Origin of the sequence: Kribbella albertanoniae (genome assembly GCF_004348455.1) — a bacterium.
Classification (GTDB): Bacteria; Actinomycetota; Actinomycetes; order Propionibacteriales; family Kribbellaceae; genus Kribbella; species Kribbella albertanoniae.
Window position 1 is genome coordinate 1 of the sequence record NZ_SMKA01000213.1, and the last position, 16,712, is coordinate 16,712.

The following is a 16,712-nucleotide window of genomic DNA, read 5'->3' on the forward strand; positions in this document are numbered from 1 at the left end:
GGGTTAACCCAGCAGCTTGCGGGTTCCCCACCCGCATGCGGGTGCAGAACCCACAACCTCGTGGGGTAACCCATGAAATGGCGGGCGGGGGATGGAGGCTGGCGCGCTTGGGTTGATGGTGGTGGCACGGACGGTACGGCGTCTGTGTTGTGGTTGCAGCGGTGGTTGAGTTCATTGTGGTCACGACTCGATCGGGGCTGAAGGGTGGCTTTCCACGGGTTCTACCGGTGATCATGCGGCCGTGGCGTTGCGAATCGGGAAGCGGCCGACTCTGGCCGGCCAGCTGCTGGTCCTGCAGTTGGCGATCGTGGTGGTGGTGCTGGTGGCCGTCGCCGCGGTTTCGCTTGCCCAGTCGGCGGCGACCTTCAACCGGGTCGAGGGGCGGCGCGTGACCGCGCTGGCCGAGCAGTTGGCCGGGAGCCAGACGCTGCGGTTCGGGATCCGGCACCCCGCGCCGGCCGAGGTGCTGGCGCCGTTGCTTCAAACCACGCTGACCCAGTCGGGCGTCACCTCGATCACCGTTGCGGATGTGGACGGCCGCATTATCGGAGCCACCAACCCGACCACCATCGGCGACAAGATGACGATGGGTGATCCACGGGTCGCAGAAGGTCGCGGCTGGTCCGGTGAGCTGCGGGTCGACGAGGAGCAGGAGCTCGTCTCCCAGGTGCCCGTGCTGAGCCAGGGCACCGATCTGAACAACAGGGCGGACGGTTCGCTCGGGGCCCGGATCGGCACGGTGATGGTCGGTGAGCGGTCGCCGTCGGTACTCGAACGGTTGCGCGGGGCATCGTCGTACCTGGCGATCTATCTCGGAATCGCCTGCCTGCTCGGGCTCCTCGGCTCGTGGCTGCTGGCCCGCCGGATCAAGCGCCAGACGCTCGGCCTCGAACCACGCGAGATCGTCGGCCTGGCCGAACATCGCGAGGCCATGCTCTACGGGCTCGCCGAGGGAGTCGTTGCCCTCGACCCCCAATTACGCGTGACCCTGGTGAACGACGTCGGCCGCCGGCTCCTGGATCTGCCGACCGACGCGGTCGGCCGCAGCCTGCGTGAGCTGGGCATCGAAGGTCGCCTCCGAGAGGTCCTGGCCGGCGAGCACGACGGCGATGCCGCCCGCGACGCAGTCGTCGTACGGCGGGGCCGGGTGCTGGTGATGAACCGGATGGATGTCGCCAAGGACGGCCGATCGCTCGGCTCGGTCACCACGTTGCGCGACCGGACCGAACTCGCCCAACTGGAGCGCGAGCTGGGTTCGTTCCGCAGTTCGACCGAGCTGCTGCGCGCCCAGACCCACGAGTTCGCCAACCAGCTGCACACGATCTCCGGGCTGATCCAGATCGGCGAGTACGACGAGGTCGTCTCGTACGTCGGCGCCCTGAACCGGTACCGCGAATCGCTCGACCTGACCGTCACCAGGCGGGTCCACGACACCGCAGTCGCCGCCCTCCTGATGGCGAAGTCCTCGGTCGCAGCCGAACGACGGGTCGAACTCCGCGTCTCCGAACGCACCACGCTGCAGCGGCTCGCACCGGAGCTGTCCGCGGATATCGCCACCGTCGTCGGCAATCTGGTTGACAACGCGGTCGACGCCGCGGCCCAGTCCGGTACGCCGTTGTCGCCCGCCTGGGTCGAGGTCGAACTGCGGCAGGACGCGACCAGTATCGAGATCGAGGTCCGCGACTCCGGCCCAGGTGTCGCACCGGAGTTGGCCCAGGAGGTGTTCGCGCACGGTTTCACCACGAAGGCCGCGGCCGAGGGGGAGCGCGGGATCGGGTTGGCGATGATCCGCCTGATCTGCCGTCGCCGCGGTGGCGAGGTCGCGGTCACCAACCTGGACGATGGCGGCGCCGCGTTCGTCGCGAGGATGTCCGTGCAACCGTTGCCGGAGGGGGCGAGATGATCACGGTGCTCGTGGTCGACGACGACTTCATGGTGGCCCGGATCCATCGCGGGTTCGTGGACCGCGTGGAAGGTTTCGAAGTCGTCGGTACGGCGAACTCCGGCGAGCAGGCGTTGACCGCGATCCGCGAACTCCGGCCCGATCTCGTGCTGCTCGACCTCTATCTGCCGGACACGTTCGGGATCGACCTGATTGCCCAGCTCAGGTCCGCCCAGCCCGACTGCGACATCCTCGTGATCACTGCGGCCCGCGAAGCGGACGCCGTACGGGGTGCTGTGCGTCAGGGGGTCGTCAACTACCTGCTGAAACCCTTCGGTTTCGAGGATCTGCGATCGCGGTTGCAGCAGTACGCGCGGCAGCGGGCCAGCGTGCCCGAGCAGGTGACGAGCCAGGCCGATGTCGACCGTGTTCTCACCCCGACCAGGCCGACCGGGAACCGCCTGCCCAAGGGTCTCAGCCAGGAGACGGCCGACCTCGTCTCCACCGCGCTGAAAGCTGCCGACAGTCTGAGTGCGGCCGAGTGCGCCGAACAGGTCGGGCTGTCCCGCGTCAGCGCCCGCCGCTACCTCGAGTTCTTCTGCACGCGCGACCAGGCAGTCGTTGCCCTCCGCTACGGCACGACAGGCCGCCCAGAACGCAGGTATCGCTGGCACGCATAACATGCCCACCATGCCGATGTTCGAGTTCGAAGGTAAGAGCCCGACTGTCCATCCCGAGGCCTGGGTGGCGCCGACGGCGACGCTGGTGGGCGATGTCGTGGTCGAGGCCGGGGCTTCGATCTGGTACGGCGTGGTGATCCGGGCCGATCTGGCCACGATCACCGTCCGGGCCGGGGCGAACATCCAGGACAACACCGTGATTCACGCCGGGCACACCGGCTGTGAGATCGGGCCCAACGCAACGGTCGGCCACCTGTGCCTGGTGCACGACTGCACGATCGGTGAGCAGGCGCTCGTCGGCAACGGCGCGATCGTGCTGGACGGCGCGGTGGTCGGTGCTCGCACGCTGATCGCGGCCGGCGCAACCGTCACTCCGGGCGCGGTGATCCCGCCCGAATCGGTGGCGATGGGGAGTCCGGCGAAGAAGATCGTCCCGCTGGAAGGGACGGCGAAACTTTTCGTCGATCACAACGCGGCCGTCTACCACGATCTCGCCCGGCGGCACGCGGAGACGGTCAAACAGCTCGATTGAGCTGAGCGGGAGGTGACTCGGACGCTCGGTCCGAGTCACCTCCCGCGGGCTGTCTGCTCAACCCGACAAGGCCCCTGTACCCATTCAGGTTTTTTGAAAAAGCTTCGAGAAAGAACCTCCGGCGAGGCTACGGTGGCCGACACAACCGAGGAGGGGTACATGACCGAGATCGCGAACACCGGTGCCGTCGTCATCGATCGCGCCGACGGCCGGGCTGACGGGGACGACTGGGAAGAGAACTACACCGAGCTACCTGGTGGTGCCGGTGTGTCACTGATCCTCGAATCCACCACCAAGGAAGGGGTCGGTCCGCGGCTGCACATGCACCCGTACGCCGAGACCTTCATCATCCGGCGCGGTTCGGCGACCTTCACCGTCGCCGACCAGGAGCTGGTCGCGCACGCCGGCCAGATCCTCGTCGTACCGGCTGACACCGCGCACAAGTTCCGCACCGGCCCCGAGGGCTACGAGGCCCTGCACATTCACGCCAACCCCACCTTCGAAACCACCTGGCTGGAGTAGTCGTGTCTGCTCTGATCCGCCGCGCGGTCCCGGCCGATGCCGAGCTCGTGCTCACCTTGATGCTCGAGCTGGCCGGCTACCAGGACGAGGCGCAGTACGTGACAGCCACCGTCCCGGACTGGCAGGACTATCTGTCCCGTCCGGAGGTGATCGTGCTGCTGGCCGAGGTCGGCAGAATGCCGGCCGGGTACGTCTCCGCGCTCCGGCGGCCGTATCTCTGGGTCGGCAGCGACCAGTTGGCGCTCGACGATCTCTATGTGCGGGCGGAGTTCCGCGACGGTGGCATCGGACGCGAGTTGATGCTGGAGCTGGCGAGGCTGGCGCTGCCGGACCGGTTGCCGATCGGCTGGGGACTGCGGCTGTCCAACGTGGCCGGCTACCGTTTCTACGAACGCCTCGGGGCCAAGCTCGTCACCAAGACGGCAGCGAGCTGGTCCCCGGAGGCCTACGAGAAGCTGCTCAACTGACGGCGATGTTGTGGTTGCCGCGGAACAGGTTGCCGGGGTCGTAGGCGCGCTTGACCGCGGCGAGCCGTTGGTGGGTCGGCGCCGGATAGATGGCGGCGACGTCGGCGTCCGTGGCTGAGGTCAGGAAGTTCGCGTAGGCGCCCGTGCTGTGCGGAACGAGTCGATCCCAGAGCGCGTCCAGCGCAGGCCGAGCCGCCTCGATCACCGGCGGCGGTCCGATGGTGGTCGTCACAAACATCAACTCCGCTTGCCGATACGGGTATGCGGTGGCGTCGGCAGCAACGCGCGCCACCGCACCTCCGACACTCCGTACGGCGATGATCGGCGAACCGGCCAACGCCCCGGCCTCGGCCAGGATCCGGAGTACGTCGTCCACGGATTCCTTGTCAGCAAAGGCGCTTCGGGTCACGAGCTGGATCCCGGGCGGCGGTGTCTGCCCGACGACCAGTGTCTCGGCGTACGGCATCAGTACGACGTCATCCGCGATCACCGTGCCCAGCCCGCGGATCGGATCGATCGCCGCCGCAGCCGCTGTTGCATCGTCGCTGTCGAAGGTGAGCTGGATCTCGACCGGTGCGTTCGGCCCACCGAGGAACGGATTCGCGAAGTTGGCGATCGACGTGAGCTCGTCAGGCGCCGTACGAACGTAGTCCGCCCACCCCTGCAGTACGGCGGCCGCCTCAGCCGCCGGGAACGCGATCTTCCCGTGGAAGACCTCCGTCGTCGGATGTGCGGCGAACTCGAACGCCGTCACCACACCGAAGTTGCCGCCACCCCCGCGGAGCCCCCAGAACAACTCCGGGTGCTCATCAACAGACGCCAGCACGACATCGCCGTCAGCGGTCACCACCTCGGCGGCCACCAGCTGATCCAGCGCGAGACCGTACTTGCGAACCTTCCATCCGATCCCGCCACTCAACGTCAACCCGCCGACGCCAACGCTCCGCGTGTCACCCGACGAAATCGCCAACCCGTGCGGCGCCAACGCATCAGCTACCTGCCCCCACGTAGCTCCACCGCCGATCCGCACGCGCCGCTCCTCGAGCAGTTCCACGTCAGCGAGCCCACTGAGATCCAGTACGACGCCACCGTCGTTCGTCCCGAATCCCGCGAACGCATGCCCGCCACCACGCACCGACAACGCCAGCCCCGAGGCGACGGCGTACTGGACTACCGCCTGAACGTCCGCCACGCTCCGCGGCCGCACCACGCCGACCGGGCTGCCGGTCGCGAACACGGTCCCGCGGACCGCGTCGTACTCGGCCGAACCGGCCTCAACAATCTCCCCACCGAACTCTCGCCGCAGCTCATCAAGTGTCATGTTCACGTGACGCCGCTGCGGGCCTCGGTGTGACAACCTGTTGGTGTGGCGCAGGTCACATCAGGCGGATCGTCACCAGCTGGGTCTCGATGTTGCTGTCGACCAGATTGCCGTTCGCGTCGAACGCGGCCGGGCCGTCCGTCATCCCGAAGTCGTTGTCGTTGATCACCACGAGCGTGTGCTTCGAGGTGAGTGCCACGCCCTCGATCTTCTTCGGGACCCCGGCGACCGTGTTCAGGTCGAGGAAGAGCTTCTTCGGAAGGACCGGTACGCCGGCCGCGGCCGGGTCGGCGAGGGCTTCCAGCGACGGCGTCGTGGCGGTGTCGTCCCACGCCGTACCGAGGATGTTGTCGCGATCCCGCAGTACGACGCGGTGCAGGCGGGCGGCGTTGTCGGTCCGCTCCTGGACCAGCAGAGTCTCGCGGCCGGCGGCGATCACCGAGGAGATCTTCAGCGCGGAGGTGTCGGTCTCGGTCGGGTCCACCACCTTGACCGGGTCGAACCGGTACACGTACTCCGCGGTGACCTTGCCCCGGTACGGCGAGAAGCGGACCAGGCGGGTGGTGCGGGACGCCTCGCCGACCTTCTTACTCGGGTTCAGCAGGGGGCTCTGCAGGGCGAGCACCAGATCACCACCGGGCAGCAGGGCCAGGCCCTCGAAGCCGCGGTTGATCTTGCGGGTCAGGAAGATCGAGGGCAGCGCCTCGATCACCGGGTAGTCGGCGCCCGTCAACTGCAGGCCCTTCGGCACGTACCGCGCGAGCACCCGGCCGCGGGCGGAGACGTGGACCAGGGACGGGCCGTACTCGTCGACGAGCCAGAACGTGCCGTCGTGGGCGCGGACCAGACCCTCGGTGTCCAGCCCGTTCGGGTTGACCGCGAGCCGGGTGGAGGCGTCGTACGTGTAAGGCAGTTCGTCGCGGCTCTCCTGGTTGGAGAGCCCGGTGACCGGTGCGCCGTGGCGCGTGGTGATCGGGATCGCGTCCAGCACCCGAAGCTTGCTGCCAACGGCTTTCACCTTCACGATCGCCGGGTCGAACCCGGGCACCGGGAACGTCCGACGGTTGGCGCCGTCGATCTTGATCTGGCCGTTCGGTCCGCGGTCGGTGACCGTCCAGAACTCACCGGGCCGGTCGGCCGGGTAGATGTCGCTGCCGATCCCACCGAGGTCGATCCCGCGGTCGTCGCCGACCGAGTTCCGGATCAGCGCGTTCGAGAACGCCCCCAGACCGAGATCCGGCAACGTCGCCGTACCGATCACTTTGGGCTGCGCCGGCTGATGAGCCTGCGCCCCGCCCGCCACCAACGCCGCCGCCGTCAGAGCGGCCGTCCCCACCAAAGCGATCCGACTCAACATGCCCAGACCCTCGCCCCCACCAATGAACACCGGCTGTCCACCCGATGAACCCAACCAAAACCCGTCACCCCGCCTCCACCCACACCCTCCCTAACGTCCGAAGAACCGGAGGGGGGCCCTCCGATCCTTCGGACGTTGTAGAGCAGGAGTGGCTAACGTCCGAAGAACCGGAGGCGGGCCCTCCGATCCTTCGGACGTTGCGGGGAGCATCAAGGCATGGCGAACTTTTGGGATGCGGTGGCTGTGCAGGGGGTGAGGATGAGTTTGGTGCGGTCGGTGGATTGGGCGTTGGTGGGTTCCAGGCAGTGGCCGGAGTGGATGTTCAGGAGGGTGCCGTCGGCTCGTGGGGTCCAGCGTTGGCTGGGGGTGTTGGGATCGCAGGTCCAGAGGACGGCTGCGGAACTGCGGCCGTCCAGGCACTTGCCGAGGGACGAGCGGATGACTCCGGTGTCCTGGACCAGCCAGCGCTGGGCCGTCGTACCGTTGCAGGTGTAGAGCTGGATCGCCGTGCCGTCCGCGGTTTGGGAGCCGTCGACGTCCGCGCACTTGCCAGCCAGGCCGGTGATGTCGCCTTCGTCGGTGTAGACGCCCATCTCCCACAGTCCGTTGTAGCTGCCGGCCACGCCTCGGGCGGTGATGTTGATCTGCACGAAGCGGGCTCGGCTCGAGGTGAAGCCGAGGCTGTCGGTGTAGCCGTCGCCGGTGGTGGTCGAGTAGACCGTCTTCCACGTCCGGCCGCTCTCCAGGACCTGGATCGTGTACGACTTCGCGTACGACGTCGAGAGCCATTGCAGCAGCACCCGGTTGACGACCTGCACCCGGCCGAGGTCGATCCGCAACCACTGCGGATCGCTGCGGGCACTCGACCAGAACGTCGTCCCCTTACCGTCCACCGCGAGCGAACCCGGTCGATTGCTGTAGACGCTCGACGTGGTGACCGGACGGTTCAGCGCCAGGTTGCGTTTCGGCACGTACGTAGCCGTGTACGACGAAGCCGCGTCCGGCGCGACGAAGTTGTGGTTCCGCGCACCGCCGTCGGACCAGGACGCGAACTTGTGCAGACCGGTCCCGACCACCTGGACCGGATCCGCCGACATCGAACCGCCCGACCCGGTGATCGCGGTCGCCGTCGCCGGTGCCTTCAACTTCTTGTCCAGATAGGTGACCTGCAGTCCGGACGGCTGGGTCGCGAAGTTGAGCTTGGTCGTCTTCGGATCCAGTCGCACGCTCGTCACATCGGTCAGATTGCCGGCGTCCGTCGCGGTCAGCTTCAGTTCCAGGTACGACGGGTATTCGTGATCCGGTGCGGCGAACGAGCCGCTCGATCCGGTCGTCGAGGTGATTTGGTGCGCGTGGCAATCACTCGGACAGTGATGCATGATCAGCGACCACTTCAGCGCGGAACCGGGTAATGAACCTTGTTCCGCATCACTGGCCGAGCCGGAGAACGAGATCGTGTCGCCGACCTTCCAGGTGGTGGCGGGTCCGGGCGAGGTAATGGACGCTGTCGGTGCCGTGTTGCCGACGTTGATCTGGGTCGACGTCGTCGCCGTACCGCCCTTGCCATCGTTGACCCTCAGCCGAACAACTACCGGCCCGTTGGTGGGGTAGCTGAACTGCGGCGCGGCGGCCGTGGAATCGTCGTACAGGGTGTCGCCGTCCAGATCCCAGGCATAGCTGAGCGAATCGTTGTCCGCGTCACTGGAGGCGGTGCCGTCGAACTGCACCTGCAGTGGGGCGTTGCCGCTGGTCCGGTCGGCCTGGATCACCGCGGTCGGCGGGTTGTTCGTTGCGCTGTAGACATAGCGCTTGATCGCGCCGTTGTCGTAGTCGACCGCGAACAGGTCGCCACCCGGGCCGGTGACGAGACGCGTGGATCCGAAGCCGGACGCGAACTCGATGATCTTGGTCGGATCCGGCAAACCGTTGCTGTCCTTGAGTATCGCCCAGACACACCGGCGGCTGTAGTCGCTGAAGAACAGGGCGCCGTCGTACTCGGCCGGATAGTTGCCTCCGGCATAGAACGCGAGTCCGGACAACGAGGAGCTGCCGACCGAGCAGGTCTCGGTGGGGACGATGTGGGCGGAGTGGTTGTAGGCGTAGTACGGCGCGGAGACAGCGGCTGGGCCGGCGGCGTACAGGCTCTCGCAGATGTTCAGGTTCGCCGCGTCGAAGGAGTTGAGGCGGTTGGGGCCTTCGTAACAGGGCCAACCGAAATTCGCGACGCCGGCGGTCGGAACGGTGATCCGGTTGATCTCCTCCCAGGTCGCGTAGCCGACGTCGCCGGCCCAGAGTTCGCTGGTGCCCGGGCGGAACGTGAATCGCATCGGGTTCCGCAGGCCCTGGGCGACGATCCGGCGGGCGTTCAGATCGGCGCTCGACGCGAGCGGGTTGCCGGCCGCGGCCTGACCTGTGTCGGGATTGATCCGGATGATCGAGCCGTCCAGCGTCGTCGGGTCCCCGGGGGTGCGCAGATCCTGTGAGCGCAGCGCTCCGCCTTCGGCTGTGGGCGAAGTGAGCGTTGCGCCGACGGGTGCGGTGCCGTCGCCACACGCGTTGTCAGGCGTCGCATCCGAGGAGGGGAAGCCGTCCTGGCCGTAGTCGGCGTAGGTGAAGCTCGCGCCGTCACCGCCACCGGCGTACAGCATGCCGTCCGGGCCGAACTCGATCGTGCCGATCGAGTGGCTGGGGAACACCTGGCACCAGTCCTCGACCAGCACCTGCTCGGAAACCGTCGAACCGGTCTGCGTGAGGACTCCGAGCCGGGCGCTCACCTGGCAACCGTCGCTGGTCGGGCCGGGCGGGGACGGACACGGGTCGTCGGTGGCGTTCGCCGTACCCCACTTGGGTGCCTCGCCGCCGATCAGCGCGTCATGCGTGTACAGCACATAGATCCGCGGATCGGCCGGGAAGTCGGGATGCAGGGCGAGACCGAGCAGACCGCGGTCCCAGAAGTTGTGCACCTTGGTCCGGAGATCGGCGAAGACACTCGGCGTCGGATCGTCGAGCGAGTCGAAGACCTTGATCAGCCCGCTCTTCTCGGCCACGAATACCCGGCCGTCGGGCGAGAAGGCCGCGTTCGTCGGATTGCTCAACCCGGTGAATACGGTCTGCTCGCTGAAACCACCCGGCGCGGCCACAGCACGCGTCGACTCTGTCGCCACCAACGGCACCAGCAGTGACACACAGATCACAGCCAGCACCCGCCGCAGCGCATCGGCGGAAAAACGCATAGAAGAAAGCCCCCCAGCCCACTAAATCCTCACGCCCCCGTGAGCCCCGTCAGGATGCGATAGCGAGTCGAAGCAGCGCAAGCCCAAAAGGGCAATCGCAATAAACCCCTTTCCAGCGCTGCCGGAATCCGATCCGCACTGTCCAGATAGCGCATGCTCAGCCATCCGGGTTTGCTTCGGCGCCGAACGCAGAGTGTGGATCGACTCGTGGATGTTGCTGAGCACAGGTTTCTGTCCGGGGGAGCCGGTACTCTGAAGGTGGTTGCTTTTGCGGGTCCGGCGCAGTCTCGTGAGGTCAAGGCCACACGAGGTTTCTCCGTGAGGGTGGCCGATCCCGGGCCGGGCGCGGTTAGCCTGGACGGACAAGTCGTTGACCGACCAATAGCTGTGGCCCGAAGGGGTGGGGATCCGTCGTGGTGGTAGGCCGGGACAAGGAAAGTTGCGGCTGGCAAGAGGTTGAGCTCCGATGACTGCCGCAGAGACGTCACGCGTGCGGTACCGTCGCCCGCGTCGCGACGAGTCCGTCGAGGCACGGCTGTTCGAGCACGTCGAGCGGCTCGGCGAGGAACATCCGCCGATCCCGTTGGACAGTGCGGATTTCACCATGAAACGACCAGACCTGTTGGCCAGCAGGTTCGGTGGTGTGGTGGCCTACATGACCCGGGTCGAGCTCGAGGTCGAGCGCAACGTCCTGGAGCTGAATCTGCTGCTCCCGGATCCGCCGCCGGTCGACAAGCTCTTCTACGCCGACGTGTGGTCGCCGCAGGAGATCCACCACGGCCTGCTGCTGGACCGGTTGCAGACCCTGGCCGGCCTGCCGGTCTCGGCGCCGAACGTGGACAAGATCTCGTTCCAGCTGCGCTTCCTGGGCGCCCTCGCGCACCTGCCGGTGATCCAGGACATCAGCCGGATGCTCTACTACCTGACCGGTGTCGCCACCGAGAAGTCCGCGATCCTGGCCTACAACCTGCTCTACAAGGGTCTGCTGGACCTCGACGAGCGGGCGGTCGCGTCGACGATCATCGCGCCGATCCGCCGCCAGGAGCCCGGGCACTTCGCCTACTACAAGATCGCCGCCCGCGGCCTGTGGGACGAGATGGCTCCCTGGCAGAAGTGGCTGACCCGGCTGCTGCGCAAGCAGTCCTTCGAGGTCGTCGGTGCCTACAACAAGCGCCAGCGGACCGAGTTCGGTGGCGTGATGGAGGATCTGGGGATCACCGTCGAGGGCGATATCGGGATCCAGAAGTACGCGCAGCAGGTCGGCCAGGTCGAGCTCGAGCTGCTTTGGGCGCAGCGCCAGGGCCTGCGCCTGCCGACGTATGTCCTGGACTCGTTCCGGAGCGCTTTCCGGCTCTATCGCCGGAGCTGATCGGCACGGATTGTTCCGACTCCGTTGCGTAGCGGAGTGGTCTCTGTGAATGGCTTGCTCAGCCCTGGACAGAGGGTGGAGGCTCGGCTATACGTTAGGCCCCCGTTAAGCTGCCGCCCCTCCTGGGAGTACGTCGATGAGTTCGATCCGCCTCGACTCGATCTCGAAGTCGTACGACGGAGAACACTTCGCCGTGAACAAGTTCTCCCTGAGCGTGGCGGACGGTGAGTTCATGGTCCTGCTCGGGCCGTCGGGCTGCGGGAAGTCGACCGTGCTCCGGATGATGGCCGGCCTGGAGGAGATCACCGCCGGGGAGCTGTACTTCAACGAGGTGTTCGCCAACTACATCGGGGCGCGGGACCGCGGCGTCGCGATGGTCTTCCAGAGTGGCGCCCTGTATCCGAACCGGACGGTCCGCGGGAACATCACCTTCCCGCTGCAGATGGCCGGGGAGAAGCCCGAGGAAGCCAACGAGAAAGCCCATCAGCTGGCCGGCGTCCTCGGCATCCAGCAGACGCTGGATCGCCTGCCGCAGACGCTGTCGGGTGGGCAGCGGCAGCGGGTCGCGATCGGGCGGGCGATCGTCCGGCAGCCCTCGGCGTTCCTGATGGACGAACCGCTGTCGAATCTGGACGCCGCGATGCGGACCGAACTCCGCCAGGAGATCGGCGCGATGACGCGCGACCTGGGCATCACGACCGTCTACGTCACCCACGATCAGGTCGAGGCGCTCACGCTGGCCGACCGGATCGCCGTCATGCGCGACGGCCGCCTGGAAGACGTCGGTACGCCGGCGGAGGTGTTCGACGACCCGGCCACCGCCTTCGTCGCCGGGTTCCTCGGGACCCCACGGATCAACCTGCTGTCCAGCTCAGTGCGAGCGGAGGGCGGCCGCGTCAGCCTGGTGTTGGGCGGCGGCCAGGCGCTCCACCTCGACCCGGACGATCGCCGTACGACGCTCCTGCTTCGACGGGGTGGTGAGGAGATCGTGATCGGGGTCCGCAGCGACGCGCTCACCCTCGACGGCGAAGCCCAGCCTAACCGCGTGTCCGGGCGGCTGCGCACGCTGGAGTACCACGGTCACCAGTGGATCGCGTACGTCGAAACCGGGATCGAAATGGTCAATCCGGATCTCGTCGGCCGCCTTAAACCTGAGCGGATCTCCACGCACTCGCGTCGTTCGTTCTGGCGCCGGGCGGCCCGCGCGACCAAGCGCTCCGGCATCCTGCACCGCCGCGACCAAACCCGCGCCGCGCTCCCCGAAACCTCAGCCCCCACACACCGCCGCGCCGACCTCGTCGTCGAGCTGCACTCCAGTACGCCGCACGTCCCGGGCGACCAGGTCAGCTTCGCCGTCGACATGACCCGCGTCTACCTCTTCGACCGCCACGGCCACCGCATCGACCGCGTCGCCAGGTAATTCTTAATGGCGTGAAGTATTTACGAACCGGGGGTTGATCTGTCACGGTTCGCAGGCGTTGTCATCCGCCTGAAGGAGCGACCATGACAGATCCGCTTCCCCCCGACTCCCGCAGTCCGCGCCGGATCCTCGGCGTACTGCTCGTGACCGCGACGCTTCTGGTGAGCACCGCGACCACGGCGTACGCCGATCAGCTTCCGCCGCTGCCACAGAACGCGAACGGCTACGAGCAGTCCTTCTCGCCCGCCTACGACTACGACGGCGACGGTTGTTATCCGGTCGCCGCGATCAGCCCGACCGGGACCCTCAATCCCGGTCTGAACACGACCGGTGCCGTGAACGGCAACTGCCATGACCAGTCCGATCTCGACAACTCGCAGACCTACGCCCGCTCGAAGTGCAACAACGGCTGGTGTGCAGTGATGTACGCGAGCTACTTCGAGAAGGACCAGGCGGTCGACGGCAGCGGCCTCGGCGGTCACCGGCACGACTTCGAGCACGTGATCTCGTGGGTCAACCAGTCGTCGAACCAGGTCGAGTACGTGACCACGACCCAGCACGCGACTCAGGTCACCTATCCGCGCTCGCAGGTCCGCTTCGACGGTAGCCACCCGAAGGTCGTCTACCACAAGGACGGCGCGAGCACGCACTTCTTCCGGCTCGCCAATTCGGGTGACGAACCGCCGGAGAACCACTACCACAGTTGGCGTTACCCGCCGATCGTCGGCTGGGACGGCTGGCCGAACACGGGTCTGCGGGACACCTTGATGAACGCCGACTTCGGTTCGGCCACGATCAAGGTCACCGACAACGGCGACCGGTTCCGTTACCTGCTCAACGTGTCCAAACCGAGTGGGATCCCGTTCGACCCGTATGCCTGATGTTTCGTCATTCTTTCGACGATGAAGTATGTACGAACAAGCGGCTGATCTGTCATCGTCGGGAACGTTGTCCCTTCCGCCCCAAGGAGCGACCATGACAGATCATGCCCGCGCCCGCCGACGATTCATCGGTGTGGCGATCGGTACGGCGACACTGCTGGTGGCCACCACGGTCGCCGCCTACGCAGCGCCGCCGCCGAGTCTCCCGCAGAACGCCAACGGTTACGAGCAGTCCTTCTCACCCGCCTTCGACTACGACGGTGACGGTTGCTATCAAGTACCGGCGATCGGCGCCAACGGCACCTTGAACCCGGGCCTCAACACGACCGGCGCGGTCAACGGCAGTTGCCGCGACCAGTCCGACCTCGACAACTCCCAGACCTACTCACGCTCGAAATGCAACAACGGCTGGTGTGCGGTCGTCTACGCCGGCTACTTCGAGAAGGACCAGGCCGTGGCCGGCAGCGGCCTCGGCGGTCACCGGCACGACTTCGAGCACGTCATCTCGTGGATCAACCAGTCCTCCAACCAGGTCGAGTTCGTGACCACGACCCAGCACGCGACCCAGGTGACCTACCCGCGCTCGCAGGTCCGTTTCGAGGGTACCCACCCGAAGGTCGTCTACCACAAAGACGGAGCCAGCACGCACTTCTACCGGCTCGCCAACACCAACGACGAACCGCCGGAGAACCACTACCACAACTGGCGTTACCCGCCGCTCGTCGGCTGGGACGGTTGGCCGAGCAGTGGTTTGCGAGACACCTTGATGAACGCCAACTTCGGTTCGGCCACCATCAAGATCACCGACAAGGACGACCGCTTCCGCAACCTGCTGAACGCGTCCAAGCCGGGCGGGATCCCCTTCGACCCCTGGAACTAGATAGGTGAGATGGGGAGGAGCCCCGCCGGCCCCTCCCCATCTCCGTTCAATCGGTGAGCTTCAAGTAGTCGAGGTTGAAGCCACCGCTCTCGCAGAAGACGGTGATGATCTGGTCGCCGGCCGGCAGCGTCACCTGGGTGCTGATCGACTGGAACGTCGCCCAGCCGCCGGTGTCCGGTACGGAGACCTTCGTCAGTACGGCGCCAGACGCGTCCCGGATCGAGATCGCGTCGGGTGCGACCGCGCCGGTGCCGTTGGCCACCCGCAGTTCGAGGTTGTAGGTGGCGGCCTTGGTCAGGTCGACGCGGTACTGCAACCACTTGCCGGTGTCGGTCCAGCCGATGTTCTTACCGCCACTGGCCGACGGGTTCGACTCGACGAAGTTCGGACCGCCATCCGTCCAGCCACTCTGCGCGACGTACGACTCCGCCTCGATGTTCTGGCCGACCGGCGTACCGTGTGGTCTTACGGTGACGTTGATCGTCACCTCGTCGTTGGCGGCGCCATCGGTGACGCGGACCTTGACGGTCTGGGCGCCGGCGACGGTCGGGCGGAGGGTGAGCAGACCGGTCTGCGCATCCAGGGTGACGCCGGCCGGAAGCTCGGTCGCGTAGTACGCGAGCTGGTCCCGATCCCGGTCCGTCGCCGCGAGCTGGACCTGGGTGGCGCCGTACTGGTCGGCGACCACATCCGGTACGTCGTTCAGCACGGGCGCGCGGTTGCCGTGCGGTGACGGGAGCTCGCCGTACCAGCGGTACGTGGCGAACGACTTCGCGGGAACCGTTACGGTGAAGGTCTTTCCGGCCAGTGACACGCGGACCTGGCTCGACGTGGTGTTCGAGTTGCTGATGATCGCGACGAAGTTGTCACCGCGGTCCTTGAAGACCACATTGCTGATCCCGTTCGTCGTCGTACTCGACTCGACGCGGGTGTGCTCCGGGCCGACGTACTTGGCGAACTGGCCCATCGCATAGAGCTCGTCCCGGACCGTGAAGGTGCGTGCGGTGGTGTCGACCTTGACCAGCCGGTTCGGCCACTTGGTCGTGCGGCCGACCTCGGCCCAGTCGAGGTTGTTGTCCTTCGACGGCGTCCAGTGCAGCGTGCCGCCGTCCTGATCGGTGGCCTGCGCCCACATCACGTACGACGAAGCGTCCAGCCGGAAGTAGCTGAGGATGGTGTCCGGCGACAGGTTGTTGGTCTCGGTCATGTGCACCGGTTTGCCGGTCTGCTCGTACGCGTCCCGCATGACGGTCGGGTCACCCCAGTAGGGGTGGAACGCGATCGCGTCACTCGCCTTCCTCGTGGCCGGGTCGTTGAAGATCCGGTGGTAGTTCTTGGTCTCGGTGCTGTTCGGGTCGCGCCAGTCCCAGAAGTTGAAGTCGTGCACGTAGAGCTCGGTCCGCAGGCCGGCCCGCCGTACCTCCCGCTTGATCGCCACCGCGAGCTTCTGCTGCTGCTCGACGCTGATGTCCATCGCGGGGTAGACGACGTCGATGCCGGGCTCGTTGAGCAGCGTGAGCGCGTCGACCTTGATGCCGTGCTTCGCATAAGCCTGGATGAACTTGACGTAGTACTGCGCGAAGACGTCGATGCAGTCGTCGCGCAGCTTGCCCACCTGGTAGTACGACGTGCTGCCGGGCTTGAGTGCGACCTCGCCGGTGAACCGGTTGTTGGTCTTCATCCAGGCCGGCGCACTCCACGCCGACGCGAAGAACGTCGCCTTCGGGTTGTACCGCTGGATCAGCTTGACCGTGTCGACGATGTGCGTGTCGAGGTCGCGCTTGATCGAGAAATACTTGAGCCCGAAGTCCTCGGTGACACCGGCCGGGAGTTCGTCGTACGACCAGAACGGCAGGTGCTCGATCAGGTCCGGGCTACCGATCGTCAACCGGAACCGCTCGAACCCAGCCCCGTTCTTCGGGTCGACAAGCAGCCGGATCGCCCGCTCCCGCTCGGCCGGCGTGAGCTTCCACAGGTTCGAAACACTGGTCTCGTCAAGCGAGAACCCAACCCCGCTGTACTTCTGCCGCAACGAGCTCGGGTCAACCACCACAGTCGCATCCGGCGTCGTACCGCCATCGTTCCCCACAAAAGCCGAAGGCAACGGCTGCCACTGCTGCACGGACCCACTCGAGTACCACCCCGTCACCACCGCCCCCCGCTCCGGC

General features: G+C 66.6%; 13 protein-coding genes. 9 read left to right on the forward strand and 4 right to left on the reverse strand.

What is annotated here, in order from left to right:
• Positions 1-241 precede the first annotated feature (241 nt).
• The 5 genes from E1261_RS32890 (at position 242) to E1261_RS32910 (ending at position 4,083) form a co-directional block, all read left to right on the forward strand.
• On the forward strand, positions 242-1,903 hold the full coding sequence (locus E1261_RS32890; RefSeq protein WP_202875235.1) for a sensor histidine kinase: 1,662 nt from the start codon (positions 242-244) through the stop codon (positions 1,901-1,903).
• Positions 1,900-2,562, forward strand: coding sequence for a response regulator (locus E1261_RS32895; protein WP_132413529.1), 663 nt, complete (start codon positions 1,900-1,902; stop codon positions 2,560-2,562). The genes E1261_RS32890 and E1261_RS32895 overlap by 4 nt, the downstream gene beginning before the upstream one ends.
• Positions 2,563-2,572: 10 nt before the next feature.
• Positions 2,573-3,094 (forward strand): gamma carbonic anhydrase family protein, encoded by a 522-nt coding sequence (locus E1261_RS32900; RefSeq protein ID WP_132413531.1) that lies wholly within the window; start codon positions 2,573-2,575, stop codon positions 3,092-3,094.
• 159 nt (positions 3,095-3,253) lie between these two features.
• The gene (locus E1261_RS32905; protein WP_132413533.1) at positions 3,254-3,616 is read left to right on the forward strand and encodes a cupin domain-containing protein; all 363 of its coding nucleotides are present in this window, start codon (positions 3,254-3,256) and stop codon (positions 3,614-3,616) included.
• Between the two features lie 2 nt (positions 3,617-3,618).
• Positions 3,619-4,083 carry a GNAT family N-acetyltransferase gene (locus E1261_RS32910; protein WP_238176569.1) on the forward strand — a complete coding sequence of 155 codons (465 nt, stop codon included), beginning with the start codon at positions 3,619-3,621 and terminating at the stop codon, positions 4,081-4,083.
• On the opposite strand, the gene E1261_RS32915 is transcribed toward E1261_RS32910, so the two are convergent.
• The 3 genes from E1261_RS32915 to E1261_RS32925 all read right to left on the reverse strand — a co-directional run bounded on the left by E1261_RS32915 (position 4,076) and on the right by E1261_RS32925 (position 9,994).
• Positions 4,076-5,404 (reverse strand): FAD-binding oxidoreductase, encoded by a 1,329-nt coding sequence (locus E1261_RS32915; protein ID WP_238176570.1) that lies wholly within the window; start codon positions 5,402-5,404, stop codon positions 4,076-4,078. The two genes, E1261_RS32910 and E1261_RS32915, sit on opposite strands and share 8 nt — an antisense overlap.
• A gap of 55 nt (positions 5,405-5,459) precedes the next feature.
• The gene (locus tag E1261_RS32920; RefSeq protein ID WP_132413537.1) at positions 5,460-6,761 is read right to left on the reverse strand and encodes an esterase-like activity of phytase family protein; all 1,302 of its coding nucleotides are present in this window, start codon (positions 6,759-6,761) and stop codon (positions 5,460-5,462) included.
• Between the two features lie 209 nt (positions 6,762-6,970).
• On the reverse strand, positions 6,971-9,994 hold the full coding sequence (locus tag E1261_RS32925) for a PQQ-dependent sugar dehydrogenase (RefSeq protein ID WP_132413539.1): 3,024 nt from the start codon (positions 9,992-9,994) through the stop codon (positions 6,971-6,973).
• A 466-nt stretch (positions 9,995-10,460) separates the two neighbouring features.
• On the opposite strand from E1261_RS32925, the gene E1261_RS32930 reads away from it, so the two are divergent.
• From E1261_RS32930 to E1261_RS32945, 4 genes are all read left to right on the forward strand, one after another.
• The gene (locus tag E1261_RS32930; RefSeq protein ID WP_238176571.1) at positions 10,461-11,363 is read left to right on the forward strand and encodes a GTP-binding protein LepA; all 903 of its coding nucleotides are present in this window, start codon (positions 10,461-10,463) and stop codon (positions 11,361-11,363) included.
• Between the two features lie 136 nt (positions 11,364-11,499).
• Positions 11,500-12,783 (forward strand): ABC transporter ATP-binding protein, encoded by a 1,284-nt coding sequence (locus tag E1261_RS32935; protein WP_132413541.1) that lies wholly within the window; start codon positions 11,500-11,502, stop codon positions 12,781-12,783.
• An 83-nt stretch (positions 12,784-12,866) separates the two neighbouring features.
• The gene (locus E1261_RS32940; protein ID WP_132413543.1) at positions 12,867-13,664 is read left to right on the forward strand and encodes an NPP1 family protein; all 798 of its coding nucleotides are present in this window, start codon (positions 12,867-12,869) and stop codon (positions 13,662-13,664) included.
• A gap of 94 nt (positions 13,665-13,758) precedes the next feature.
• Positions 13,759-14,544 carry an NPP1 family protein gene (locus tag E1261_RS32945; RefSeq protein WP_202875238.1) on the forward strand — a complete coding sequence of 262 codons (786 nt, stop codon included), beginning with the start codon at positions 13,759-13,761 and terminating at the stop codon, positions 14,542-14,544.
• Between the two features lie 46 nt (positions 14,545-14,590).
• On the opposite strand, the gene E1261_RS32950 is transcribed toward E1261_RS32945, so the two are convergent.
• The coding region (locus E1261_RS32950) for a carbohydrate-binding protein (RefSeq protein WP_132413547.1) at positions 14,591-16,712 on the reverse strand (2,122 nt) is incomplete at its 5' end.